25 protein-coding genes, 1 tRNA gene and 1 pseudogene are annotated in these 26,377 nt (G+C 42.4%); 5 read left to right on the top strand and 22 right to left on the bottom strand.

Going from position 1 to position 26,377, the window contains the following annotated elements; all coding sequences use genetic code 11:
* Positions 1 to 93 precede the first annotated feature (93 nt).
* The 15 genes and pseudogenes from ACT3ID_RS07515 to ACT3ID_RS07585 all read right to left on the bottom strand — a co-directional run.
* The gene (locus ACT3ID_RS07515; protein WP_491541386.1) at positions 94 to 1,116 is read right to left on the bottom strand and encodes a hypothetical protein; all 1,023 of its coding nucleotides are present in this window, start codon (positions 1,114 to 1,116) and stop codon (positions 94 to 96) included.
* 51 nt (positions 1,117 to 1,167) lie between these two features.
* On the bottom strand, positions 1,168 to 1,779 hold the full coding sequence (locus ACT3ID_RS07520; protein WP_491541387.1) for an MlaC/ttg2D family ABC transporter substrate-binding protein: 612 nt from the start codon (positions 1,777 to 1,779) through the stop codon (positions 1,168 to 1,170).
* A 4-nt stretch (positions 1,780 to 1,783) separates the two neighbouring features.
* Positions 1,784 to 3,163 carry a TolC family protein gene (locus ACT3ID_RS07525; RefSeq protein WP_491541388.1) on the bottom strand — a complete coding sequence of 460 codons (1,380 nt, stop codon included), beginning with the start codon at positions 3,161 to 3,163 and terminating at the stop codon, positions 1,784 to 1,786.
* A 265-nt stretch (positions 3,164 to 3,428) separates the two neighbouring features.
* A tRNA-Ser gene (locus tag ACT3ID_RS07530) sits at positions 3,429 to 3,518 on the bottom strand.
* An 8-nt stretch (positions 3,519 to 3,526) separates the two neighbouring features.
* Positions 3,527 to 4,414: an ATP synthase F1 subunit gamma gene (gene atpG / locus ACT3ID_RS07535; protein ID WP_491541389.1), complete on the bottom strand. Its 888-nt coding sequence runs from the start codon at positions 4,412 to 4,414 to the stop codon at positions 3,527 to 3,529.
* A 3-nt stretch (positions 4,415 to 4,417) separates the two neighbouring features.
* Positions 4,418 to 6,049 (bottom strand): F0F1 ATP synthase subunit alpha, encoded by a 1,632-nt coding sequence (atpA, locus tag ACT3ID_RS07540; RefSeq protein WP_491541390.1) that lies wholly within the window; start codon positions 6,047 to 6,049, stop codon positions 4,418 to 4,420.
* A 32-nt stretch (positions 6,050 to 6,081) separates the two neighbouring features.
* Entirely contained in the window at positions 6,082 to 6,630 is a 549-nt protein-coding gene (gene atpH, locus ACT3ID_RS07545) for an ATP synthase F1 subunit delta (RefSeq protein ID WP_491541391.1), read from the bottom strand.
* A 5-nt stretch (positions 6,631 to 6,635) separates the two neighbouring features.
* Positions 6,636 to 7,151, bottom strand: a complete 516-nt coding sequence (atpF, locus tag ACT3ID_RS07550) for a F0F1 ATP synthase subunit B (RefSeq protein WP_491541392.1) — start codon at positions 7,149 to 7,151, stop codon at positions 6,636 to 6,638.
* Positions 7,152 to 7,166: 15 nt separating this feature from the next.
* Positions 7,167 to 7,388 (bottom strand): ATP synthase F0 subunit C, encoded by a 222-nt coding sequence (gene atpE, locus ACT3ID_RS07555; RefSeq protein WP_491541393.1) that lies wholly within the window; start codon positions 7,386 to 7,388, stop codon positions 7,167 to 7,169.
* A 55-nt stretch (positions 7,389 to 7,443) separates the two neighbouring features.
* Positions 7,444 to 8,478 carry a F0F1 ATP synthase subunit A gene (gene atpB, locus ACT3ID_RS07560; protein ID WP_491541394.1) on the bottom strand — a complete coding sequence of 345 codons (1,035 nt, stop codon included), beginning with the start codon at positions 8,476 to 8,478 and terminating at the stop codon, positions 7,444 to 7,446.
* 396 nt (positions 8,479 to 8,874) lie between these two features.
* On the bottom strand, positions 8,875 to 9,084 hold the full coding sequence (locus tag ACT3ID_RS07565; protein WP_491541395.1) for an AtpZ/AtpI family protein: 210 nt from the start codon (positions 9,082 to 9,084) through the stop codon (positions 8,875 to 8,877).
* Positions 9,081 to 9,584, bottom strand: coding sequence for a bactofilin family protein (locus tag ACT3ID_RS07570; RefSeq protein ID WP_491541396.1), 504 nt, complete (start codon positions 9,582 to 9,584; stop codon positions 9,081 to 9,083). The genes ACT3ID_RS07565 and ACT3ID_RS07570 overlap by 4 nt, the downstream gene beginning before the upstream one ends.
* Before the next feature lie 7 nt (positions 9,585 to 9,591).
* Positions 9,592 to 10,437 (bottom strand): M23 family metallopeptidase, encoded by an 846-nt coding sequence (locus ACT3ID_RS07575; protein WP_491541397.1) that lies wholly within the window; start codon positions 10,435 to 10,437, stop codon positions 9,592 to 9,594.
* Between the two features lie 12 nt (positions 10,438 to 10,449).
* The gene (locus tag ACT3ID_RS07580) at positions 10,450 to 10,770 is read right to left on the bottom strand and encodes a DUF3467 domain-containing protein (RefSeq protein ID WP_491541398.1); all 321 of its coding nucleotides are present in this window, start codon (positions 10,768 to 10,770) and stop codon (positions 10,450 to 10,452) included.
* A 47-nt stretch (positions 10,771 to 10,817) separates the two neighbouring features.
* Positions 10,818 to 11,801: pseudogene (locus ACT3ID_RS07585) on the bottom strand (PLP-dependent cysteine synthase family protein); the annotation flags it as partial.
* Between the two features lie 196 nt (positions 11,802 to 11,997).
* Here ACT3ID_RS07585 and ACT3ID_RS07590 point away from each other — a divergent pair.
* Positions 11,998 to 12,255: a DUF4290 domain-containing protein gene (locus tag ACT3ID_RS07590; RefSeq protein WP_491541399.1), complete on the top strand. Its 258-nt coding sequence runs from the start codon at positions 11,998 to 12,000 to the stop codon at positions 12,253 to 12,255.
* 7 nt (positions 12,256 to 12,262) lie between these two features.
* Here ACT3ID_RS07590 and ACT3ID_RS07595 read toward each other — a convergent pair whose 3' ends face one another.
* Positions 12,263 to 12,814 (bottom strand): GNAT family N-acetyltransferase, encoded by a 552-nt coding sequence (locus ACT3ID_RS07595; protein WP_491541400.1) that lies wholly within the window; start codon positions 12,812 to 12,814, stop codon positions 12,263 to 12,265.
* 203 nt (positions 12,815 to 13,017) lie between these two features.
* Here ACT3ID_RS07595 and ACT3ID_RS07600 point away from each other — a divergent pair, with 203 nt between their 5' ends.
* The 4 genes from ACT3ID_RS07600 to ACT3ID_RS07615 all read left to right on the top strand — a co-directional run bounded on the left by ACT3ID_RS07600 (position 13,018) and on the right by ACT3ID_RS07615 (position 18,019).
* The gene (locus ACT3ID_RS07600; protein WP_491541401.1) at positions 13,018 to 14,478 is read left to right on the top strand and encodes an isochorismate synthase; all 1,461 of its coding nucleotides are present in this window, start codon (positions 13,018 to 13,020) and stop codon (positions 14,476 to 14,478) included.
* Entirely contained in the window at positions 14,471 to 16,171 is a 1,701-nt protein-coding gene (gene menD, locus ACT3ID_RS07605) for a 2-succinyl-5-enolpyruvyl-6-hydroxy-3-cyclohexene-1-carboxylic-acid synthase (RefSeq protein ID WP_491541402.1), read from the top strand. Before ACT3ID_RS07600 ends, menD begins: the two co-directional genes overlap by 8 nt.
* Entirely contained in the window at positions 16,159 to 16,983 is an 825-nt protein-coding gene (locus tag ACT3ID_RS07610) for an alpha/beta fold hydrolase (RefSeq protein ID WP_491541403.1), read from the top strand. Before menD ends, ACT3ID_RS07610 begins: the two co-directional genes overlap by 13 nt.
* A 202-nt stretch (positions 16,984 to 17,185) precedes the next feature.
* Positions 17,186 to 18,019, top strand: a complete 834-nt coding sequence (locus ACT3ID_RS07615; protein ID WP_491541404.1) for a 1,4-dihydroxy-2-naphthoyl-CoA synthase — start codon at positions 17,186 to 17,188, stop codon at positions 18,017 to 18,019.
* 79 nt (positions 18,020 to 18,098) lie between these two features.
* On the opposite strand, the gene ACT3ID_RS07620 is transcribed toward ACT3ID_RS07615, so the two are convergent.
* The 6 genes from ACT3ID_RS07620 to cobT all read right to left on the bottom strand — a co-directional run bounded on the left by ACT3ID_RS07620 (position 18,099) and on the right by cobT (position 26,376).
* Positions 18,099 to 18,986 (bottom strand): carbohydrate kinase family protein, encoded by an 888-nt coding sequence (locus tag ACT3ID_RS07620; RefSeq protein ID WP_491541405.1) that lies wholly within the window; start codon positions 18,984 to 18,986, stop codon positions 18,099 to 18,101.
* A gap of 227 nt (positions 18,987 to 19,213) precedes the next feature.
* Positions 19,214 to 22,843, bottom strand: coding sequence for a vitamin B12-dependent ribonucleotide reductase (locus ACT3ID_RS07625; protein ID WP_491541406.1), 3,630 nt, complete (start codon positions 22,841 to 22,843; stop codon positions 19,214 to 19,216).
* Positions 22,844 to 23,289: 446 nt separating this feature from the next.
* A complete protein-coding gene (locus ACT3ID_RS07630) occupies positions 23,290 to 24,024 on the bottom strand; it encodes a Dph6-related ATP pyrophosphatase (RefSeq protein ID WP_491541407.1) in 735 nt (244 codons plus the stop codon).
* A complete protein-coding gene (gene cobC, locus ACT3ID_RS07635) occupies positions 24,021 to 24,587 on the bottom strand; it encodes an alpha-ribazole phosphatase (RefSeq protein WP_491541408.1) in 567 nt (188 codons plus the stop codon). Before cobC ends, ACT3ID_RS07630 begins: the two co-directional genes overlap by 4 nt.
* On the bottom strand, positions 24,572 to 25,330 hold the full coding sequence (locus ACT3ID_RS07640; RefSeq protein ID WP_491541409.1) for an adenosylcobinamide-GDP ribazoletransferase: 759 nt from the start codon (positions 25,328 to 25,330) through the stop codon (positions 24,572 to 24,574). The genes cobC and ACT3ID_RS07640 overlap by 16 nt, the downstream gene beginning before the upstream one ends.
* Positions 25,327 to 26,376: a nicotinate-nucleotide--dimethylbenzimidazole phosphoribosyltransferase gene (gene cobT, locus ACT3ID_RS07645; protein ID WP_491541410.1), complete on the bottom strand. Its 1,050-nt coding sequence runs from the start codon at positions 26,374 to 26,376 to the stop codon at positions 25,327 to 25,329. Before cobT ends, ACT3ID_RS07640 begins: the two co-directional genes overlap by 4 nt.
* Position 26,377: the final 1 nt, after the last annotated feature.

The raw sequence follows: 26,377 nt of genomic DNA on the forward strand, positions 1-26,377 counted from the left end.
GATTTTCACCAAAACTTATACAGTTACAACAAAAAATTTTGAGAATTTCTGGGTTAAGATTTGTTTCTTTTCCGAATAAAACAACCTGCTTCATCAGAAGTTGGTACCTTCCAGGCGACTTTCACTAGAAACTAACTCTTTCTTTCCACTGGTCAGATGATGCCATGTTTTTTCGGCAAATTCATAGAACGGTTGTTTTTGGTGATACCAACCAAAGTGAAGGCAATAAGGTGTGGTTTTCAAGTAATCGCCCTTACCGGGAATAAGAGAAAAGAATTTAGTCAACAGTTTACGTAACCACTTGTTCTTTAAGCCACGAAAATTATAAACAAACTGATCGCTATAGTATTTACAAACCACGTATTCAAAATCAGCATCGTGTGAGGTATAATCCTCAATATAATCGAGTTGCGGACTAGTATGCCCCTGCAGCCAGGGATAAACAGGTAAATCCAGTTTTGACATAGCCATGGCCATACTCCACTCGCATGATTCTTCGCTTCTACCCCTCTCAAGAGTTCGACTGCGAAAATGAGTTTCATCTTTACGATCGAGCATTTGTTGAGATAACTCACATACTTTTTTTGTGAGGCTGTAATCCTGGGCATAAATCATGCCCGTTTGTACGCGACTCAGATAGGTAAGTCCAAAATGATTAAGCGTGCGCTGTCTTCGTCGTAATATGATATCCGCTACAATGCCAATATTTTTTGGACCCCCGAAAAAGTTATCAGACACCTGGGTACCTGTTATAGTAAACGGATAGGGTTCAAAAGATTGCCACAAGGGATCGGGATCTTTGCACCAAATTATATCACTGTCGAGAAAAATATTTTTCTCAAAAAACATGAATTCGTGCAGGTGATGCTTAAACCCTACAATAGATGCCCGGTCTGATGGTAACACATGAATATAATCGAAGAGACCGCTGATACTTTTATCTTCAAGTATCTTTTTATGTTTTTCTTCACAAGCAATAGCCACGGGACGTTCCTCGTCATAGCGTCGTAGTGATATAACCGAGGCTACAGCATGTTTTAGATATTTGGGATGGCCATAGGTTGTATAGATATACCCCTCGCGAGCCAACCTCTTTTGTTGAATGGATTTAAGCATAAAATGAATTTATTTCCCCAATATACAAGAATACTACTATTATTAAACCGGTTATGCGCTTCTTTCGGCTCGTTTGCGTAACGTTTCCATCAGAGAGTCAAAGCCTTTTTTACTGATGATTCTCTGAAATTGCTTACGATAAGATCCCGCAGTTGAAACGTCATCAATAATCATATCCGTAACCACCCATTGATCATTCTTATATTTCATATGGTAGATAACCGGCGTTCTTACTTTTTCGAGCCGTGCGATGGTTTGTACAGTAGCTGAGTCATCTTCGACATTAATCTCTTCATAGCTTACATCGGCACGGTATATATCCAAATTATTAAGCGACTGATCGCGAATAATGGTAGAAAACAGATCAACAAATTCTTCCCGCTGTTCTGCTGATAATGTATCATATGTATCTTGTAGTGCATATTGAGCCATTTCGCGATAGTCAATAATACCATTGATGATATCTTTCATCTGATCTCTTTGCTCTTGCGTATATTCAGTACCTTTCGGCCCTACGAGATCTTTGATTTCATCGTCCCGTTCTTCTAATAACTGGCGTACAGTTGCACTATCTTGTTGTGCCCATCCCGGGACAGGGTTCAGCAGAAAGATAAAACATGTTGCGAAAAGTAACGAGTAACTAACTTTGATCCAATATTTCATATCACTAATTATTTTTCGTGATTTCTGTTACCGGTAATCCGGCTTTACGATATAACTCGGCCATATTTTTGTTAAGTTCAAAAACTTCTCTCTTTAGTTGTACCCGTAATTCAAGTTCTTTTTGCATAGCATCTATCAAATCTTTTGTATCTCCTATACCAAAATCATAATCCAGTTGTTCCTGTCGCAGCCATTCTTTGCCGGTGACAAGTGCTTCGTCTGTTTTCTCAACTTTTAGTTTTGAAAGCGAAGCTTTTTTAAATGCTTCATTTATTTCGAGTTCAATACCATCAACGGCTGCTTCTTTCAAAAATTTTGCCTGTCTATATCGTATTTCTCCTTTTTCCACTTGTGCTTTGATCCCCAAAAAATCCAAATTTTGCCGGATACCTAATCCAAAAGATCCTGAAGCATAATTTGAATTGTTAATTATGAAAGGATTACTTTGCCGAGGGCGATTGGGCGTATTTGCATAACTGCCGGTTAGTCCTAAAAACAGGCTTGGATAGTTTCGTTGTTTTTGGGCCTTCATCCCATATTCGGCAGCATTAATCCCCGCCTCTATTGCCTCTAACTCCGAGCGATTTGTCCGGGCGTTACTACGATAAAAATCAAGTTCTCGAAGCGTTTGTGAAGTGGGATCCAGAAAGTCAGTGTCGGGAACATATACCGTATTTTCTTCCGCTTGCAAAACATAATTCCACAACCGTTGGGTCATTGCCGCTTCTTCGCGAACTTCGGCCGCCCTGATTGCAAATTCTGACTGAAATATCTCAAACTTATACAGCTCCGACTCGTCAATATTGCTATCTTCTGCCTCTTTTTGTTTTTCGATCTGATTCCGGACCTTTTCAATGGTATTTTCAGCTTCTTCCAGGAGCCTTAGAATTTCGCTGGTTAGCACATAGCTTTGGTAGAGGTCAAACAGGCGGAGACTAAAATCGGCTTTCTCTTTTTCAAAACGTTCTCGCGCCGCAACTGCCGCGGATTCAGCTGCTTTAACGGCATTTTTCAGCGCACCCCAGGTAAAGATCGGTTGTACGGCCCGAACTTCAGCCCGGGTAAACACCGCCCAGTTTTCCCAGTCGTTTTCAAGATTGGGATCCAGATAATATTCATCTTCAGGCAAGTCAGTATTGCTCTCCACACCCGGAACTATACCATGCTGGGTATTTAACTCAAAGTTTGGCAAGTATCGCTGAGATCTTGCTTCTGAAACCTGATTCTCAGCCAGATCTATATTTTGCTCTTCAAATTTTAGCTGACCTGAATTTTCGATTCCGCGTTCAATAAATGTTTCCAGCGATACTTCAACTGTATCCTGGGCTATCGTACAGAAGGGTAACAGTAAAACGGCTAATGATGTGGAAATGAGTTTGGTCATAATAAGCAATTTAGTCCAAGACTATTCGTGCTACAAACGTTCTCCTGCATGATTTTATTTAAAAAAATAGCCCCTCCCAATCGGAAGGGGCTATTGCTTAATCCTTATAGCCAAAGATAATAAGGCAGGTTTGTTGCCCTAAATATTGGCAGTAGTGCGGAGAGGGAGGGTCAACTACGCCTGCGGCTTCGATGACCAACTATTTTACTTATCCATCTCCTTCAATTTATCTCATTCAGTGCTCTGTAGCTTTAGCGTAAAAGTGCGGAGAGGGAGGGATTCGAACCCCCGAGACCCGCGAAGGGCCTGCCGGTTTTCAAGACCGGTGCAATCAACCAGACTCTGCCACCTCTCCAAATAATACTAAGCTTCTTCTAATGCCTGTGCACCCGAGATAATTTCTGATATCTCGGTAGTAATAGCGCTCTGACGCGCCCTGTTGTACTCAAGCTGAAGATCTTCCTTCATCTCCTGAGCATTTTCTGTAGCATTATCCATTGCTGTCATACGGGCTCCCTGCTCAGCAGCATTGGATTCTAAAAGAGCTCTCCAGAGCTGCAAATTCAGGTGTAAAGGTAATAATTTTTTCAGAATATTTTCTACATCAGGCTCAAAAATGTACTCTGAACTCTGTGCTTCTCCTTCCTCATCAACCAAGGATGCCGGCTCAATGGGTAACACCGATTCTACCAACCTGTTTTGAGCAATAACCGATTTAAACTCGTTATAAGCGAGTTTAACTTCATCAAAGATACCGGCTTTAAAATCTGAAACTACCTGTTTCATAATTCCGGTTGCTTTGGGAAATTTCAATTCATCCCAAAAGCCCGGATATGCAGCTTTAATCTTATAATCTCGTTTTCCGAAGTGCTTGGTAGCCTGTCGACCTATACAGACCAGCGACAAATTACCACTCTTTTGATACTCGCTGTATTCTTCCTCAATAGTACTTTCAATTACCTTAAACAGATTATTATTGAATGCACCACAAAGGCCCCGATCAGAACTTACAACGATAATTAACACATTATCGATTGATTCTGGCTTTCGTAGCAGCACATTGTCTTCAGAGGAATTTTTAACTAACCGCCCTACCACCTCTTTCATTTTAGAGGCGTAAGGGCGCGTTTCTATAATACGATCCTGTGCTTTCCGAAGCTTGGCAGCAGCTACCATTTTCATCGCACGGGTAATCTGCTGTGTATTCTTAATGGATTCTATCCGATTTCGTATATCACGAAGATTCGCCATAAATTATGCTTCTTGTTCTTCAGTTTCTTCTGCAGCTGTAATTTGATCAATCGTTGTGCGGGCTACTTCAAGCAGCTTTTCGCCAAACTCTTCATTCAGTTCACCAGTATCACCGAGATTCTCCATCTCCTCGTCATATTTTATATTAACAGTTTCAAGGAAATTTTCTTCGAACTCTTGAACCTGATCAACTTTGAGATCGTCCAGCAAACCTTCATCATTAACCTTTAACAGAGCAATCTGCTCTTGTACCGGCAACGGCTGATAAATATCCTGCTTTAGCAGTTCAACAGTACGCTCACCCCGTTTAAGCTGTCGCTGAGTAGCCGGATCGAGATCGGAACCGAACTTTGCGAAAGCCTCAAGCTCACGGTACTGTGCCAAGTCAAGTTTCATTGTTCCGGATAAATCTTTCATCGCTTTAACCTGCGCAGATCCACCTACACGAGATACCGAAGTACCTACATCAATAGCCGGACGTACACCCGAGTTAAACAGATCGGTATCAAGGAAAATCTGTCCATCGGTAATTGAAATAACATTTGTTGGAATATAAGCCGAAACGTCTCCAGCCTGTGTTTCAATAATTGGCAGTGCCGTCATAGACCCACCGCCCTGGAGCATCGGCTCAAGTTCTTCAGGTACATTATTCATCTGCTTGGCGATCTCATCATCGTCGATAATCTTGGCAGAGCGCTCCAGCAGACGACTGTGCAGATAGAACACGTCACCCGGATAAGCTTCGCGTCCCGGAGGACGTTTGAGCAAGAGTGAAAGTTCGCGATAAGCCACGGCCTGTTTTGATAAGTCGTCGTAGACTACAAGTGAATGTCGACCGGTATCACGGAAATATTCTCCAATTGCAGCACCGGCAAATGGCGCAATAAAACGCATTGGTGCCGATACACTGGCAGGAGCAGAAACAATAGTCGAATAGTCTATGGCATCGTTATCTTCCAGCGCCTTGGCAATTCCGGCAACAGTAGAACCTTTTTGACCGACAGCTACATATATACAATGTACTGGCTTATCAGTATCCTGAGTCTCTTTTTGGTTGATGATTGTGTCAACCGCAACAGAAGTTTTACCCGTTTGGCGGTCCCCGATAATCAGCTCTCGCTGACCTCTTCCAATCGGAATCAGGGAATCAATCGCTTTAATTCCTGTTTGGATCGGCTCTTTTACCGGTTCCCGATAAATTACACCAGGTGCTTTACGTTCCAGGGGAATACGAATAGTATCTCCGGAAATAGGACCTTTACCATCTAAAGGGCGTCCCAGCGGATCGATCACCCGTCCCAGAAGACCATCCCCTACATTAATAGAGGCAATAGATTTCGTTCTGCGAACGGTATCTCCCTCTTCGACAGCACTTGTGGAACCAAACAAAACAATTCCCACATTATCTTCTTCAAGGTTCAAAACCATTCCACGAACTGAGTTACCATCCTTATCTTTCGAATCAGGAAGGTCAACAAGTTCACCGGCCTGTACCTTTGACAAACCATAAACGCGGGCTATACCATCCCCTACTTCAAGGACTGTGCCTACGTCGTATGTATCCGATTCACTGTCGAAGCCGGATAACTGTTTTCGTAATATTGCTGAAACTTCGTCTGGTCTAACTTGACTCATTGGTTCTAGTGTGATTTAAACGTCTTTAATTTCTATTCTACAGGTGTTGACATTAGCTTTTCTTCAAGCTCGACGAGCTTATGCTTGACGGTGCCATCAATTACCGTATCGTCAATTCTTATAGCCATACCACCCTTTAAACTTTCATCCAGAGTAATATTCATATCAACTTGTTTCTGTGTTTTTTGCTCGAGTTCCTGGTGCAGCGATTCAAGCTGACCGTTGTTTAATTCTCGAGCAACATACACATTTACGGTAATAATACCGGCATAAGCCTTATACTTTTCAATAAATGCCTCGGTAATTTGATCTAACAGTTTTATACGATCTTTACGGGCCAACAATTTTATAAAAAGTTTAGTTGGCTCTTCTAGCTGATCAAAAAACAGCTTTTCTAAGGCTTCCGTTTTGTCATCAAACTTTATAATCGGACTCTTTAGAAACACTACCAGCTCTCTGGAATCTTGAATGGTATTATGGATATATTCGATATCCTTCAATATATCCTCAACTTCATCTCGTTCTTTTGCGAGTTCAAGAAGAGCAGTGGCATATCTTTTAGCTGCTTTAGTTGTAGGCATTTACCTTAGTTTTTTGCAATGTCTTGTATAAAGCTGTCCACCAGCTTATTATTTCTCTGTTCATCCAATTCGGTATCGATAATTTTTGAAGCAGATTCTACCGCGAGCCGGGCAACTTCATCTCGAAGTTCCATCATAGCACGCTTCTTTTCCTGCTCTATCGTTTTCCGGGCCTCTTCAATTATTTGATTGGCCTCTTCCTTGGATTTTTCAATACGTTCCTCACGGAGCATTTCGGCTTCCTCGATAGCTTCTTTACGAATTTGCTGGGCCTTTTTCTCTGCTTCACGCAACGCTTTTTCGTTATCTTTTGATATTTTTTCGGCACGCTTTAACGCTTCCTCGGCCGACTGAAGCGACTCCTTAATACGGCTTTCACGCTCTCGGAGCGCATCCATAATTAAAGGAACCGCATACTTGCCCATTATGGCAAGAAAGATAACCAGCGTAATCGTTACCCAGAGAGCAAAACCTCCGTTAAAGGAAAGAATGGCATCTCCACCTTGTAATAATAGTATCATTATATTGATTAGTTATTATTGACCAATTCCGAGAGCCAGGAGAATAGTAACAATAGCGGCGATCAGTGCCACACCCTCAATAAGAGCAGCGGTCAAAATCATAGCACCTCTTATATCTCCGGAAGCTTCAGGTTGACGAGCGATACTTTCGACGGCACCTTTTCCAATCATTCCAATGCCTATTCCAGCACCAATTGCTGCGATTCCTGCTCCGATTCCTGCTGCTAGTAAACCCATATTTTATACCTGTTGTTTTATTTAAGTTTAGGTTTAAGATTAAAAGTGTAAATTCTTAAGCGTGTGCTTCAATTCCTTCTTCGTGTGCATGCTCTTCAGCTGCCATTCCTATAAATACAGCTGAAAGGAGGGCAAAAATATAAGCCTGCAGAACACCCACGAATGCCTTCAAGACATATAAACCAACTGTCAGTGGAACGGCAAACAAGCTCATCCCAATGCCGGCAATGTTTCCGAAGATTTCGGCAAAGATAAAAATCAGACCCAGTATACAGATGATCATGATTTTTCCGGAGAGCATATTTGCAAAAAGACGAACAGCCAGTGCAAATGGCTTGGTAAACAGTCCTATAATCTCAATAGGTGTCAAGATTATTCGCATCCAGGCAGGGACACCGGGAAACCAAAAAACGTGTTCCCAGTGATCCTTGGACCCATTCCATTGAGTAATAAAAAAGGTAAATGCTGCCAGCACACCGGTTACGGTAATATCGGCCGTTGCCGTAACTCCCCAGGGCAACAGACCAAACAGATTCATAAAAGTGATACCCACAAATACCGTAAACAGATACGGCACAAATTTCTCGTACTTATCGTCGGGAATATTTCTCTTGGCAATATCATCCCGCACGAATTCAAACACAATCTCGAAAAAGTTCTGAAACCATCCCCTGGGCTCAGTTTCCCTGCCGACACCTCTCTTATACTTCCGGGCCATGGCAATAGTAATCCAAAGAGTTAAAATAAGGCCAAACCAAAAATACATAAGGTGAGAAGTGATCGACATATCCAGCGTTGCCTCTTCGCCACTGGCGGGAACAAGTTTCCCATCTTCCTCTATAAATTGCCCGGATTCTAAGGCACTTTCGGTACTACTATAAAAATGCCATTCACCATCAGCCAGAATAATTCGCGGCAGTGGTATATGATAACCCAAAACTTCAAGCTCGTGATGGTCAACTACTTTACCAACAACGTCAATAGGAGCACCGTCGGAACTTTGTGCGTCTTGTTCCGAGGCAAATGTTAAAGGAGAGAAAAATAGAACCAGTAAAAAAGTAACGAAGAGTCGGCGACAGGCCCTTAGCATCAAATTTTAATTATCGGTTTCAAGTATTTTATTAATCGATATAATCTCAATTACAGAATGGAGAATATAAGAAATTATAAAACTAACTGTAAAGTAAATTTCATGAATTTTTGTACTCTTCAAGATCAGGATTAGCGCCAGAATAACCAGTAAAAAACGGATCCCTAAAGAGGTAAGGAACTTCTTGTAAAAGGATGTTTCATCTCCCTTCTTTACCTTTTTTATAATCCAGAAATTACTCCCCACAAATAAGAAGCTTACCAAATAAGCAGTAACTACAGCTTTTGTATAGAAGTGAAAAAACAGGCTTATCCCTAAAAAAATGAGAAATGCAGCCAAAGAAATGATTAGAAAGTCCCGTAATACCGCCCCGAAGTGTGATTTCAACCTGACCTTTTACTTATTTAAGCGATCATTAAGCTGAAAGATAAGAATAAAAATGTTCACAATACCCACAACACAACCAATTAACAACAACCAGGGACTTGTCTCAAAGTAATTATCCAACCAATACCCAATGAGAATCGGTATTATAATCCCGGCTGCTATTTCTCCACCAAGCGATATAAATTCTATATAGTCAGTAGGTCTTTCCCGCTCTTTCAATCTTTCTTAACTTTCTTTTTATCTACTGTTTTCCCGGAAGCGGTTTTTTGGTCACTTTTTCCATTCTTAGATTTTTGATTGCCTGAAAGGTTGTTCTTCTTATTTATTTCACTTTCTATATTCTCATTCATGTGGAATGAACCATTAATTTGTGCCCCTTCTTCAGCAAGTATAGTTTTCGTATAGATGTCACCTTCTATAACAGCCGATTCTCGCAGGACCAATTTATTGGTAACACGCACTTCTCCATTAATTTTTCCTGCTATATCGGCATCAACACCCTGAATGTTCCCATCCACTTGTCCGGTAGAAGAAACGATAATTTTTCCTTCGGCTTTAGCTTCTCCATCCAGAGTTCCGGCAATACGAACATCATTTTTAGTAGTTAACGTACCGTCTAGCTTTGTTCCTTCACTTATCATATTTACGGAAGGCAGATTTTTGCCAGTCTTATTTGAATTCATAGGTTCTGACTTTTTCTTGTTGTTATTATTAAACATAAATGTCCTACGATTTTGTTAAGTACAAATTGGGATTTTGTGGTACTCCGTTTTTCCAAATTTCAATATGCAGATGAGAGCCTGTACTAAGCAACCCCACATCTCCTGCAGTTCCTAATATATCGCCTTTTAAAACGATATCGCCAATAGATTTAGATAAACTTGATGCATGTTTATACACTGTAATAATTCCGTCACTGTGTTGCACATGCAGAACATAGCCATAATTCACCGTCCAGTTCTGACTGACTACTGCTCCATCGGCTATAGCTTTAAACTCACGACCTTCTTCAGTAGCAATGTCGATACCATAATGCCCATCTTGAGGATTGTACCCCCTGGTAAAGGTACCTCTAATGGGATAATCAGTAGGGAATTCGGGTACTGTCTTAAAAATGGTAGAGAAAATAATCTCGTTTTGAGACAACATTTCACCAGTTCTTACTTCAGAAGCGAAATCAAGTTCCCTGTTATTTTGATATGGTGAATTGGATTGCCCGGACTCCACCGAAAAAGTTGTATCGGTTCCCGAAGCAATAACCTGTTGCATTTCTGAAAGCTGTGAATCGCGAGCGTCCAATGAATCCTGTAGAGCTTGCACTCTTTCTGACACCTCAATAACACGCTCCCGCAGCTGGGCATCTTCGCTATTGTACATCAACCCGCCAATGGGTGTAAACATTACCAGCAGCAAAGTTAGTACAATGACTGCAGCCATTGTTGCATAAAAAATATTCCATAATTTAGACGGCTTAAAATGATATGAGGTCGAAGATTCAGGATCTTCATCAAAAACCACAAATGTTAGCTCCTGATCTTGACTACTGAAAAGCCGTTTTAAAAAATCCAGCATTGGCTTTTAAATTTAAGCTTCAGGTGTCGGCCCGCGATAATTGAATGGGACATCAATCTGGTCGTCACCCGAAATTTTGCCGTTTTCACTTTCATATTTTTTGATATTTTCCGACAAGGCATTTACCAGTCGCTTAGCATGATCGGGTGTTAGTACCATACGCTTTACCACTTTTGCCTTGGGAGCCCCCGGCATCACAGAAATAAAATCGAGGATAAATTCTGAGGGAGAGTGTGAGATCATCACTAAATTAGAATATGTGCCAGAAGCTTCATCTTCGGGAAGCTCAATTTGTATTTGTCCCTGATTAAAATCTTGCGTTTGTTCGGCCATAATAAACAGTTCTTGTTTAAACTTTCTGCTGACTATTCTTCTGAATCTGAATTCATGAAGCCATGTTCCTTCATCCATTCATCGTTGAAAATCTTTGATACGTAGCGCGTACCGCTGTCCGGCATGATAATAACCATCAGATCATCTTCTCCAAAGTTATCACTTCGGGCGTATTCCAATGCGCCAAAAACAGCAGCGCCACACGACCCACCGACAAAAAGTCCTTCCTCTTTTGCTAATCTGCGAGTCATCTTAAATGCATTCTCATCATTTACCTGCACGACTTCATCGACAAGATCAAAATCCATATTACCCGGAATAATATCTTCCCCAATTCCTTCAGTTAAATAGGGGTGAATTTCATCCTTATCAAACTCACCGGTATCAAAGTATTTTTTGTATACCGATCCTTTGCTGTCGATACCAACAGTTTGAATTTCTCCATTTTGTTCTTTCAGATACTTCGATACGCCCGAAATGGTACCCCCTGTTCCCATTCCAGCGGCATAGTGAGTGATTTTGCCCTCTGTTTGTTTCCAAATTTCGGGCCCGGTAGTTTCGTAATGGGCTTCTATATTACTAAGGTTATCATACTGATTGGGATAATACGAGTTGGGAATCTCCTCATTGAGCCGCTTTGCTACCGAATAATAGCTTCGCGGGTCATCGGGCTCCACATCGGTCGGACAAACTTTTACTTCGGCACCCAGCGCCCGCAACAGATCAATTTTTGACTTACTCTGTTTATCAGTAATAGTAAATATGCAATCATACCCTTTAATTACTGCCGCCAGAGCTAATCCCATCCCGGTGTTACCGGATGTTCCTTCAATGATTGTTCCTCCCGGTTCAATAAGTCCCTTCTCCTCCGCATCTTCAATCATCTTTAGTCCAATACGATCTTTAACGCTTTGGCCGGGATTAAAATATTCAACCTTCACCAGTATCGTACCGGCAATGTCTTCTGGTATGTTATTTAGTTTGACAAGCGGTGTATTGCCAATAGTTTCTAAAATAGAATTGTAATACATGTTTAAATCTATATTATTCGGGATGGAATTGATATTTAGTTTGGGAACGGAATATAGGAATTTTGATATTCCTACCCGAAAAAAGATCAAAATGAAACAGCCATCCCAAGAAAAAAATTAAAAAGTTTCTTTATTGAAAGAGGCAACTCTGTTATCTTCTGTCTTCCTGTAAAAAACTTCAGCTAAGACAATTAATATGTTTGTAGAGCAAAAAAAGCCGAAAGATTTCGACTGTGGTTATAATCTGGATCGTATGATTGCATCCTTACCGCGTATTGAAGATGAAGAAGAACGAATCGAATATGCAGAACGAGCTGTAGGACTTATTAAACAAAGTCATCCAAATTGGGTAGATGAGGATGGAGAGAGTAAAGCAGCGTGGGATCACTTCTTCGAGCTGGCAGAGTATGATCCCAATGAATACGGTATTTACAATCCATTTGAAGAAGAATAATCAGCAGTTACTCTGCGGCAGCCGGCACTTCTAATTGAGACTGATTGTAATCGGTTTCCAATAGGCTGAAAATTAACTTATCGCAATACTTATCCTGTTTTATTACATGTTCCCGCAGCTGTCCTTCTTGTTTAAAGCCCAGTTCTTTAACACCTTCGATCCATGATGTATTAAAGTCAAAAGCCGTTGTGGCTACTTTATGCATTTCCTTTTGTTTGAAGCAATGCCCTAAAACAATTTTTAAAGCTTCAATATCATATCCCTTTCCTGCATAGTCACGGTCACCGATCGTGCAGTTGACATAACAACGCCTGTTATATTTGTCGATAGCATGAATATCGACAATGCCAATTAATTTGTCGTTCTCTGAGAAATGAATTTCGAATAAATCATGCGTTGCATTTCGTTCATCTAACACTGACTTTATTCGCTTCAAAAAAGCCTCAAAACTTTCATGCTGATGCGGATAATCTGAGTCGTAGTAATTTAATTCCTTGTCATTATTCCACTTATAATGAACTGAAACATTCTGAAGATCAAATTCCTTGATTTCTACCATGAAGATGAACCTGTAAATGATATTACCAATTTTAATTTCCTGAATTGTCTTAATCTTATAGAAGATATGCAAATCGTTTTTCTTCGGGTATTTACACTCCTCTGTACTCTTATCGGCAGATAAGAAAGAATATTAAATTATGGAAAAAGCAATTTTCAATTTATATTGAAAGTTCTGAAAGCTTATGTTCAAAAATATTGGATATGGTCCTTAATCAGTTATCAAATTTAGAAAGTAATACCCTTTCAAACACGACTGTAGATAACGGCAGTCAGTTAGCATCTTTTCTTACCAATCTGTTTCAGAAAGATCGTCCGAAATATGCCATATTTAGTTTTACATTGGGAAATATAGATCCGCTGGCATATCTGGAAATGTCCTGGAACAAAAGTGACTTTCATTACTATTGGGAAAAGCCGGAAGAAGAGTTTGCAATTGCCGGCGGTAAGGAGTTGGTAACAATATCAGATGAGGGACCAGAACGGTTCAAAAATATCTATTCAAAATTTGAAGATATCCGAAAATCCACTGCTGAATACTCCATGTTATCCCACCCGTACTCGGGAATGATGATGCTTGGTGGATTTTCTTTCTTTGATCAGATCCAGGAAGATTTGTGGAATTCTTTCAAACCTGCCTCTTTTACCATCCCGGAATGGATGATCGTAAAAGACGGAAAGTTTACGCTTGCTACGATTGGAGTAAAACTTGAGCCTTTTGATTCTGCCAATGAACTCCGTCAGCATATAAGGAAACAGATCGGCAGTATTACCCGAACAATCAATTTGAATACAAAAAGAAATGTTCAGAATAGTCCACAGGAATACACAGTAAAAGCTTCATTATCTCAAAATGGTTCAGAATATAGTGATTGGATCAGTTCAGTAAAAAGGGCTAAATCTTTAATTGACCAAAATAGTTTCGAAAAACTGGTACTTGCTCGTCAGGTTACGGTTTCTAAATCGAAAGATATACTTCCTACCCAAGTACTAAATAAGCTTCGTCAACAATACTCAAGCTGCTATAATTTTTTAATACACCGCCCGGGCGGTAAAACGTTTCTTGGCTCAACGCCGGAACGGTTGGGCGCATTCAGAAATAAGTTACTCCTAACGGATGCATTGGCAGGAAGTATCCAGCGTGGTAATACGGCTACAGAAGATACTTTTTTTGAGAAACATCTTTCAGACAGTAAAAAAGACCGGGAAGAACATAATTTTGTAATCAAGGATATAGAAGAACGTCTGTCTCCTCTCGTGGAATCACTTGACAGGAGCAGTAAACCTGAAATTAAAAAGTTATCAAATGTACAGCATCTTTATACGCCTATTCGAGCTCAACTAAAAGAAGATGTCAATATGTTTGACATCATTGATCACCTGCATCCCACCCCAGCAGTTGGCGGATATCCCTGGCAAGATGCATCGGCATATATAAATGAGCTTGAAAACTTTGACCGCGGCTGGTACGCCGGCCCTCTGGGTTGGTTCAACGCCAATGGGAACGGGGAATTTGCCGTTGGCATCCGCAGTGGACTTTTTACAGAGGACAAAGCACACTTTTTTGCGGGATGTGGTATCGTTGCCAATTCACAACCTGATATGGAATGGAAGGAAACCAACCTCAAATTAAAGCCGATGCTTTCTGCCCTTCAATATGATTGATTCCCATGCAGGTAACACCGCATTTAAGTGGACATCAGTATTTTTTCGCACTCTGCAGAAGCAAGGCGTACAGCATGTTGTTATTTCTCCGGGTTCTCGTTCTACGCCCCTTACGTTGGCAGCCGCCGCTAACGACAACTTCCGAAAACATGTTATTTTGGATGAAAGATCGGCGGCCTTTACTGCACTGGGTATCGGCAAAGCTTCTAACATGCCGGCTGTGCTCATCTGCACTTCGGGAACGGCGCTGGCCAACTACTATCCGGCCGTAATTGAAGCACGTCAATCGGGCGTACCGATGATTCTGGCTACTGCCGATCGTCCCCCGCAGTTGCGGGCTACCGGGGCCAATCAAGCGATCGACCAGCTCAAAATATTTGGTGATTATCCGGTTTTTTTTCATGAAGTGGGAGAACCGGGCATGGCAACTGCCGATCTGAATCGACTTAAAATGCTGGGAAAGCAAACAGTAAATATATCCCGCGAAAAACGAGGGCCAGTTCATCTTAATTTTCCCTTTCGGAAACCACTGGAGCCTGAACCGAAGTTGCTTAAAAAACAATCCCCCAAAAACAAAGAAGCAAAAGTTTCGGAAGTGGAGCTAAGTCCAATTTACACTCATTCCCTTCGGCTGTCAGACTCTGTTCAACAGTCTATTTCAAAGGCGCAGAAACCGCTCATAATTATCGGGCCACTGGCTCCGCAAGATGACACCGGGTCAACTGCTGATTTAGCCGATCGCATCAGTGCCCCCATTCTAGCTGAATCAGCTATTGATCATCCCAACACAATAACTAAATTTGCCGGATTCCTACGCAACGAAAAGCTGCAGGAAAATCTTGAGCCAGATTTGATTCTCCGCTTCGGCTTTCAGCCTACCTGCAAAAGTCTAGAGCTTGGTCTAAAAAAATGGAGTCCAAAAAATCACTACCACTTTGCAAGTACTGACCAGTGGCAGAATGCCACATTTTCTGATTCCGAGCGTATTCCATGGATGGGTTGGCCTATCGATTGGAATGATCTAAACAAGGCCGCCGATAGTGATTGGCTTAACAAATGGCGCTCAGCTGAGGATAAATTTTGGGATCGCTATGAGCAGCTAATGAATGATGATTCAGCCTTAACGGATGGTGCTGTATATCGGCATATAACCCCACAGATTACATCTGATCATTTTGTTGCAGTTTCGAATTCCTTTCCCGCCCGGGATATTCTTCTTTTTGGAGAACAAGCTTCTGAACTTCCAATTTATCTAAATCGCGGTGTCAGCGGCATCGACGGAGTCACATCTACGGCAATAGGTTTATCCCTGCAACAACAAAAACCGGGGACTCTTTTTACCGGAGATCTGGCTTTTCTGCACGATACAAACGCACTGCTCAACAGCAAAAAAGTAGAACATCCACTGACCGTCATTATCATCAACAATTCGGGCGGATCTATTTTCCGGATGCTTCCCATCGAGCAATATGAAGAGTATTTCAACACCTACTTTGAAACTCCGCAATCAGCAGATATCAAACAGCTGGCAAGTTCATACGAAGTGCCTTATAAACGCATTGAATCTCTCTCAGCACTTAATAATATTGATCTCTCAAAATGGATGTCAGCAAATGAGGGCTTATCAATCATTGAGTGCAAGACAGTCCCCGATGCTTCGATGAGACTTCGCAAAGACTTGTGGGATTATTGATTATGGAGATGGTTGAAGTCAATAATGTGAGCTATGCTGTTGAGATACATCAGCAAAAGAAACAACTGCCCTCTTTACTTATGCTGCATGGATTTATGGGCGATCACCGGGTTTTCGATCATCTGATTGACAATCTAAATGAATTCTGTAATCCGATTACCATAGATCTGCTGGGATTTGGTAAAAGCTCGAAACCAAATAATCCCCAAAGATACAGGGAATCAAACCAAATCAGAGATGTTATCAAAGTCATAGACAAGCTGGATTTTGGCCGTCTCTTTTTATTTGGCTATAGCATGGGCGGACGTTTAGCGCTTAAAACAGCTATCGATTCTCCCGATTATTTTGAAGGATTGTTACTCGAAAGTACCAATTGCGGAATTTCAGATTCCGATGAGCGAAAAGAACGTCGAAGGATTGATGCCACTCGTGCTCAAAAAATCAAAGACGATTGTGATGAATTCCTTTCGGGATGGAAAGACCTTGAAATTTTTAATTCTCCACTGCCCGAAAACGAATCTCTTGTCCGAAATTATCAAAAGATACAATCCGAGCAGTCGCCCTCTGCCCTGGCAGCTTCTCTGCTGGGATTTGGAACCGGATCTATGACACCGGTCTGTAATCAATTGCAAAAAATACGATTGCCGGTACTCTTGATAGCCGGATCAGAGGATGAGAAATATCAGAATATTAGCCGTAATTTGGTTGATCAATTTTCAAATGCTACTTTCACATCCGTCCGGGCCGGACATCGCACGCATCTGGATAATCCATCGGCTTTTTTATCAGAACTCAAGAAATTTATTCAATGAATAATACGAGCATTTTTAAAAGATTAAATCATCCCAATTCGCCGAAGGCGCAGAGGAATCTCAAGCTGTATCACAGATTAAATTAACTGGTAAAAAATTGTCTCATCATTTGAGATTCCTCACATCCCGGAACAACGGATTCTCGGGATGACAAAAACCATACTCATTACTCAAGACTCACTACTCAAGACTAAACACTATCATGAACTGGAAAACCGTCAATGAATACGAAGATGTCACGTTTAAAAAATCGGAAGGCGTAGCGCGTATTGCGATCAACCGACCGGAAATCCGCAACGCGTTTCGTCCCAAAACGCTGTTTGAGCTGCAGGATGCTTTTCTCGATGTCCGGGAAGATTCAAATATTGGCGTAGTATTGCTAACCGGCGAAGGTCCCTCTCCCAAGGATGGCAAATGGGCTTTCTGCTCCGGCGGCGATCAAAATGTACGCGGCAAAGCCGGATATAAAGATGATGCCGGTACGCCGCGCCTCAATGTGCTCGACCTGCAGCGGTTGATCCGCTTTATGGGCAAGGTCGTTATCTCCGTGGTACCCGGCTGGGCTGTGGGAGGCGGACACAGTCTGCACGTGGTTTGTGATCTGACTATTGCCAGCAAGGAGCACGCTATCTTTAAACAGACTGATGCTGATGTGGCCAGTTTTGATGGTGGATTTGGCTCTGCACTGCTTGCTCGTCAGGTAGGACAGAAAAAAGCGCGTGAGATCTTCTTTCTGGGTCGAAATTATTCTGCCCAAGAAGCGTATGATATGGGAATGGTCAATGCAGTCGTTCCTCATGACGAGCTGGAAGAAACGGCTTATCAGTGGGCGCAGGAAATCCTGGAGAAGAGTCCGACGGCTATTCGAATGATTAAGTATGCTTTTAACCTGGTCGATGACGGCATGGTGGGACAACAGGTTTTCTCCGGCGAAGCTACCCGTCTGGCATATATGACCGACGAAGCTGCCGAGGGACGCGATGCTTTCCTCGAAAAACGCAAACCGAACTGGGATGACTATCCGTGGATTGGGTAATATGTTTACCACTAAGGCACAAAGAACACTAAGATTTTTTAGATATCCACAAGAAAGTAAACCTTTGTCGTTTGCAACATCAACTGGTAGTAATACTTTCGATGTCCTGAATATTGTATTCGGGTATAGCCCCATTTTTTTGAGCTACTAATGAACCGGCAGCATTGGCATAAGCCAACAACTCCTCTCCGTGCTTATTTTCTTGCAATCCATAGATCAATGCTGCCAGAAAAGCATCTCCAGACCCAACCGTATCTTCAGCCTTGACGCGATAGCCGGAATGCTCATACCAGCTGTTACCCTGATACAGCCAAGCCCCATCCTGTCCACAAGTAATACAAACTAGAGAGCAGTTAAATTTGGCAATCAATTCTTTTACTGCTTCAGGATTATCAGCCGGCAACGCATACCATTCTTTTATCTGATTCAATTCCTCTTGATTTACTTTTAGTATATCGGCCACTTGTAACGAATCATCTACGATATTTTTATCTATGAAAGGAGCTCGTAAATTGAGATCCAATATTTTTTTACCTTCATACTCCCAAAGATGCTGAATGGTTTGCCGGCTGACTGTATGGCGCTGAGCCAACGATCCGAAAACCAATCCCCAGCTGTTTTTCACCAGGTTTTCAAGCTCTGTTGTTGATTGAATGAAATCCCATGCAACAGGTTTAATAATATCATAGGAAGGTTCATTATTGTGCTCTGCGAACTGCACTTTCACAAAACCGGTTTCATGCTCTTGGCCCTGCTGAATATATTCTGTAGAAATGCCTTTGCTTTTTATCCTTCTCAAAGCTTCTTTCCCCAAGCGATCATCCCCTACTTTACTGGATATAGTGGCATCAATTCCTAATTGATTTAAATGATAACATACATTCAGAGGAGCTCCACCGAGAAATAATCCGTCAGGTAATGCATCCCAGAGAACTTCTCCGACACATACAACTCTCTTTTCATCCATAATTTTTTTACTCACCAGAATTGTATTCTATTTGTTGGTCATCTATTCAAAGCTGTTTCGGGTTCAAATTTTGGCATATTTAGTCAAGAAGATATCTTCCAGCTCTTCAAGCGTTTCCCCTTATCTCAAGGTAGTAATATAAAAAAACCCCGGCAGGTTTGGGTCTCCTGCCAGGGTTCGATAGAATATTAGTAAGCCATAAATTAAAACTTACTACTTTTAGAATCTTATGAACAGCCAGTTGTCGATCCGCAGGTAATGCATTTCTGGCACGTACCGTTTCGGACCATCGTCATACTGCCGCACTCAGGACAAGAATCACCGGTGTATCCCAGCTCCTTGGCCTTCTCATAATCGCTCTGATAGCTTTCGCCCTCATCAGAAGTTTGTGATGGCTTACTCGGCTGCGACTGTGTAACGGTCTCCGGCTCCTCCGATTCGCCGTTCTCATCCGGCTGTAAATTCGGATCAACCCGCTTGGCTTTTTCTCGTGCTTTCTCGGCTTCTTCAGAAGGACGCATTTTGCGCGACATCACATCTTCTGCCGGTACATGCGCCAAGTCTTCTCTACCGAGGTACGTCACGGCAAGCTCACGGAAAATATAATCGATAACCGAAGTCGTCATCTTGATATGCGGACTTCCGCTGACGGTTCCGCTTGGCTCAAACTTTGTGAAAGTAAATGCATCCACAAATTCTTCGAGCGGTACCCCGTGCTGCAGGCCAAGTGAAATTGCGATGGCAAAGCAGTTGGTCAGGCTTCGGAAAGCCGCACCTTCTCGGTGCATATCGATAAATATTTCACCGAGCTGACCATTCTTATATTCGCCGGTTCGCAGATAGACGCTTTGCCCACCGATTTTCACCTTCTGCGTATAACCGCTTCGGCGATTCGGCAACCGCTGGCGATCAGCCACATATTTGTGAATAATACGTTCAGCCGTCTCGACTACTTTGTCCTGGGCCGCCTCTGTCTCTTCATCGAGATCTTCCTCATCAAGTTCTTCGAAGACATCGCTAAGACTATTCAGCGGCTGACTTAATTTCGAGCCGTCGCGGTAAAGAGCATTCGCCTTGAGCATCAGCTCCCACGAATCCATATAAGCATCTTTAAAATCTTCAACCGTGGCTTCGTTCGGCAGGTTAATTGTCTTGGAAATTGCTCCCGAAACAAACGGTTGAGCCGCAGCCATCATACGAATATGTCCTTTCGGCTTAATGTACCGCGTACCGATCCGACCGCAACGATTGGCACAGTCAAATACCGGCAGATGCTCATCTTTCAGGTGAGGAGCACCTTCAACGGTCATCGTACCGCAGACATAATCATTAGCCTCCTGGATCTCCTCTTTTGAAAATCCAAGATGCTTGAGCATATCAAACTGCGGATTACCCAGCTGCTCTTCGGAGAGACCAAGCTCTTCTTTACAGAACTCTTCGCCCAGCGTCCACTGGTTGAAGGCAAACTTGATCTCAAAGCTGCTGGGCAGTGCCTCTTCGATAGCCTCGAACTGCTTATCGCCGAAACCTTTCTCGCGGAGACTCTCCTCATTAATATGCGGGCAGCCATCCAATGTGCCATGTCCTTTAGCATAATTGATGATTGCCTGACGCTCTTTGGGGCTGTATCCAAGATTCTGTAGTGCCTTGGGTACACACTGATTAATGATCTTGAAATATCCGCCCCCGGCCAACTTCTTAAATTTGACCAGTGCAAAATCGGGTTCAATACCGGTTGTGTCACAATCCATCACAAGACCGATAGTACCCGTTGGGGCAATGACCGTTACCTGTGCATTGCGATATCCATGCTTTTCACCCATTTCAACGGCCTCGTCAGAATCTTTTCGAGCCGCTTTCAACAGGTTTTCGGGACATTCATTAGCATCAATGCCCATTGGTTTTACAGTAAGATCCTCATACTCTTCGGGATCCACATTATAAGCCGCCAGCTTGTGGTTACGGACAACCTTGAGCATCGGCTCCTTATTGGCTTCGAAACGCTCAAACGGACCAAGCTCTTTGGCCATCTCGGCGCTGGTCTTATACGCATTCATGTGGATAATGCTCATCAATCCACCCGCAATCGCACAGCCTTCATCACTATCATATGGCACACCCTGAACCATCAGCGCAGCACCGAGATTTGCAAATCCAAGTCCCAGTGTACGATACTTATAAGAGCGCTCGGCAATTTCTTTGGACGGGAACTGCGCCATCAATACTGAAATCTCAAGCACGACCGTCCATATGCGTGAAGCGTTGCGCAGCGATTCTACATCAAACTCCTGACACTCATCGGTCTTGAAATATTTCATCAGGTTCAGCGATGCCAGGTTACAAGCCGTGTTGTCAAGGAACATATATTCCGAGCACGGATTACTTCCGTTGATCGGTCCGTCATTCGGACACGTGTGCCACTCATTAATAGTGTCATGATACTGTGCGCCCGGATCCGCACATGCCCAAGCGGCATTAGCTATCTGATCCCACAGATCGCGTGCCGGCATTGTTTTGCACGGCTTTGGCTCACGACCTTCTTCTTTGGCTTTTCGCTTCTCGGTTCTCCAATACAGATCCCATTCGCCATCTTCCTTAACGGCCTTCATAAACTTGTTGGGGATGCGAACCGAGTTATTTGAATTCTGCCCACTAACGGTACGATAAGCTTCTGAATCCCAATCAGTATTATACGTTTCAAATTCGAGGTCGGTGTAGCCCTGCGCCGCCAGCTGCACAACTCGCTCGATATAATTCAGCGGCACCTGATCCTGCTTGGCTTCTTTTATCGCCTTACCAAGCTCCTTGTTTTTCAGGGGATCGCGACTCACCGCGCCGTTGAATGTACGCCCGTCAATTTCAATAGGCTTGTTGCAGAGCTTGATTATCTTTTTGAGATGCTTTTCAAGAATTTTGGATCCCGCAACCATGGAAGCAACTTTTTGCTCCTCACGGACTTTCCAGTTCACATATTCCTCAATATCGGGATGATCGAGATCCAGCGTCACCATCTTTGCTGCGCGACGTGTTGTTCCGCCGGATTTAATAGCACCAGCTGCTTTGTCGCCAATCTTAAGGAAACTCATTAAACCAGAGGATTTACCGCCACCGCTTAGGGGTTCTCCTTCGCCCCGGACTTTAGAGAAGTTACTTCCTGTACCCGATCCATATTTGAACAGACGTGCCTCTCGAACCCACAGGTCCATAATACCGCCTTCATTAACCAGATTGTCATCAATGCTCTGGATAAAGCATGCATGCGGTTGCGGATGCGAATAAGCATCATCTGACCTTGTCAATTCGCCCGTCTTGCCATCCACATAATAATGTCCCTGTGATGGGCCGTTGATACCATACGCCCAGTGCAAACCAGTATTAAACCACTGGGGACTGTTGGGAGCCGCCATTTGATTAGCCAGCATATAGCACAGCTCATCGTAAAAAATCTTTGCCTGTTTTTCTGAATCGAAGTAGTCATGCTTCCATCCCCAATATGTCCAGCAACCGGCCAAACGATGAAACACCTGACGACTGTCATCTTCGCCGCCATAAAACTCGTCCTCCTCATACCCTTCCTCTTTCATCGCTTCTTCATCAGGTTCGGAACGCTGAAGCCATTTGGGCACTCCCTTCTCTTTTACCTTTTTTGTGATTTTAGGAACACCCGCTTTTCGGAAATATTTCTGCGCTATTACGTCAGTAGATACCTGCGACCAGGATTCGGGTACAATTAATGCATCCATGGAAAAAACCATGGAGCCGTCGGGGTTTTTTATCTCCGATTTTCTGGTTTCAAACTCCATATCACCATAAGGAGTATCCCATTCTTCCTGAGTATAAAAGCGAGTAAATTTCATATAATATCTCCGGTTACTTGACTATTAATAATTTCTGGTTTGACTACCTAAAACGATTTCAGATGATCTCTATTTTTCTTCAATTAAATATAAAGGACTAGTACTTTGGGGCAAGTAAAAACGCCAAATACTTTTCCACAAAAGGGCCAAGTTATCCACAATTGAGAAGAAGTTTTGAAGCAGCTTTAGAACAGATAATCATTAAAACAAGAAAGTAAATGTGGATAACTTTTTTGGTCGTCTTTAGAGTAAAATCAAAAAGGGCTTCAGCTTTGTAAAAACACCGAAAAAATGATTGATTGTTAACTGCTCCATTCGTTGATAAATTGGATCATAAAATCCCGCTTTTTCATACTTAAAAAACCATAAATGTATGTTAGAATGCTTTAAACCAGCTTTTGAACATAGCAATTAAGATTTTCTCCTTCCTAAAAAATTGGAAAATATCACTTAGTAACAGGATGTAAATCGATGAACCAATAGGAAAAAGAAGATTCCTTTTCTGAGTTATCATCAGAAAAGGAATGACCTTCATCTTTTGTCGGATTATAGGTTTTTTGCACTACTCTGCCCTTCTCAAATAAAACGGGTGCCTCAAAGATTGGCCCATCATAAACAAAGGAATGAAATTCACCATTCTCTCCACAGGGATCTACATCTTCAGGCAGGTCTTCTAAGAAAGTGTGACCATATTCCCGGCCAACAAATGATTTATCTAACTTGCTTCCATCGACAGAAGAAATAACGGCTTTGAATCCCAGATCAATAAACTGCCGTGACAACTTTTCCGTTGATTGTTTCCACAGTGGAAACAGGGCTTGCATATTTATCTCCGCCAGCCTCTTTTCGCGATAAGTCCGTAAATTATCCAGAAAAATATCGCCAAATGCACAATAATAGATTTCTTCTTTGCTATAGGACTGCAATGCCTTTTTCATTAATTGATCATACTCAGCCATATCTATTTGGTCCGGAAGCATTACACAATCCAGCGGAATGTTTATTTTTTTCGCCTGATTTTGCAGCAGAGCCTCACGAGTTCCATGCATGGAAACCCGCCCCTTTTCTTCATTGACAGATGTTAAAAGACGACAAACTTCATATTCTTCATCTTGCAAAAGTTTATATAAGCACAGCGAAGAATCTTTTCCGCCGCTCCAGTTAAAAAGAACTTTTTTCATCGATTAATAAATTTAACTGAAAGTTTCTGATCGTCAACGGATATTGCAGAAATATGTCCCTGATCGATCGACAGTCGAAAGCTTTTTTTGTAGGGGATATCCAGTATATAACTCAGTAGACTTCGTATTACTCCTGCATGAGTTATTACAATTACGTTTTCATAATCTTTTTCGGTAATCTCATCCCACCATTCAACAACACGCTCCTTCAAGTCTAAATAGGATTCTCCATCCGGACATGATACCTGCACAAAATTTTTCATCCACTCTTGAAGACGATCAGAATTGATTTCACTCCATTTTTTCCGCTCCCATTTCCCAAAATCCAGCTCCTTCAGCCGATCATCGAAATAAATTTTTTCTGTTGTCAGTTCGGCTGCGAGTTTGCGGCAGCGCTTTAGCGGACTGCTGTAAACGACCGCCTTACTTATACTTACTGGCAACTTCGAAACAACTTCCTGGCTTTCCTGAAAAAAATTTTCGGATAGTTCCAGATCTGACTGCCCGTAGCAGACACCCGAATCTACATTGACACTTGTATGTCTGATTAAATAAATTTCCATAAACCCAATACCGAAAGATAGAAAGTTATCTCTGTTAGCTGCTGGGATGCCCCGCTGCAATCCCCCGTGAAGCCCCCGATCCACTTCTTATAGAAAGACCCCAGATAAAAATGGACAATAAGGACGGGTAGAATTGTCAGGCCAACCCATAAGCTGTTAAAAAATGCAAGCGGCAGAAATCCAAAAAAGGCGCTTATCACGACCGAGGTAATCGACATTTCTTTGGCCACAGGCTTTGCTTTTGCATTATCAATCCGGGCATACTGATGTGTAAGGACAAGTGTGGACGCTAAAAAGCGACTCAGTGAATGTCCGGTGATCAGGATGAGAGGGATGGCGAATGCAGGCAATGCATTTAAACTCACAAACTTCAAGGCCAGCATGCCTGTCAGCCCTGCCACACCAAATGTACCGATTCGGGAGTCTTTCATTATTTCAAGAATCTTTTCTTTCGTCCATCCACCTCCAAAACCATCAAACATGTCGGCAAGCCCGTCTTCGTGAAATGCTCCTGTCAGCCAGATTGTCGCCAGCATACTTAAGACGACTGAGACAGAATGCGGAAAGATGAAATTGGACAGATAAAAAACACCGCCCCCCACTCCTCCTACGATGATTCCCACGAGTGAAAAATACCGGCTGCTTTTGTTAAGGTATTCTGCGGAATGATCTATCCAAGAAGGGCACGGAATTTTTGTAAAGAACATGACAGCAGTCAAAAATATTTGCAGCTCTTTCTTCATTTTCCCCCTCCGCGTGAAATATTCGCATCTTCAAATGATGCCATATCATTGAGGAAATTAACAGCGGATTTAACCACAGGGTAGGCCATGGCTGCTCCCGTTCCCTCCCCCAGCCTCATATTTAACTGCAGGATGGGATCCCCTCCCAGGTATTCCAGCTGTAAGCGATGTCCTCTTTCACCAGACTCATGGGCAAACACCACATAATCTAATATCTCATCATGCAGAGCATGGGCAATTAAAAGAGCAGCCGTAACAATAAATCCATCAGCAAGGATAATCATTTGATGCTCAGCGGCCCGAAGTATTCCACCCGCAATCATTGCAATCTCAAATCCACCGAAGGTTTTTAAAACCGATACGGGATCATCCGAAATTTGATGCTTCTCGACAGCTTCACTCAAAATATCAGCTTTCTTCCTGACTCCATTTTCATTCAGCCCCGCTCCCTTACCGGTACAATCTTCAATCGATTTTCCAGTCATAAAACTAGTAATTATTGAAGCAGAAGACGTATTGCCAATGCCCATATCACCAAAACCAATAATATTTGTGCCATCGTTATGCCATTGATCAATGAGCTTTGCCCCTTCCTCAATTGCCTGCAGGCATTGGGCATGACTCATAGCCGGCCTGTTCACATAATTATGGGTTCCATAATCAATTTTTCGGTTGATGAGTTTTTCATCAGGCTCTAAGTCTAATGCAATCCCTGCATCAATAATTTTAGGTGTAACATCATGAGTTTTACAAAACACATTAACAGCCGCACCTCCGCTTATCATATTCTTAACCATCTGAGCCGTTACTTTTTGGGGATAGGCATTCACAATGCCTTCGTTCGCAATACCGTGATCGCCTGCAAACACGGCCAGTACAGGCTTTAACAGCACCGGATTTAATTGCTGCTGGATCAGCCCTATTCGCAGAGCAATATCTTCGAGCATTCCCAATGCACCAACGGGCTTGGTCTTGTTATCAATTTTTTGCTGTAGATTCTCCCTTAGGCTTTTGTCAACGGAAGATATATTAAAATCCAATGGCATT

This window comes from Fodinibius sp. GM108 (genome assembly GCF_058386985.1).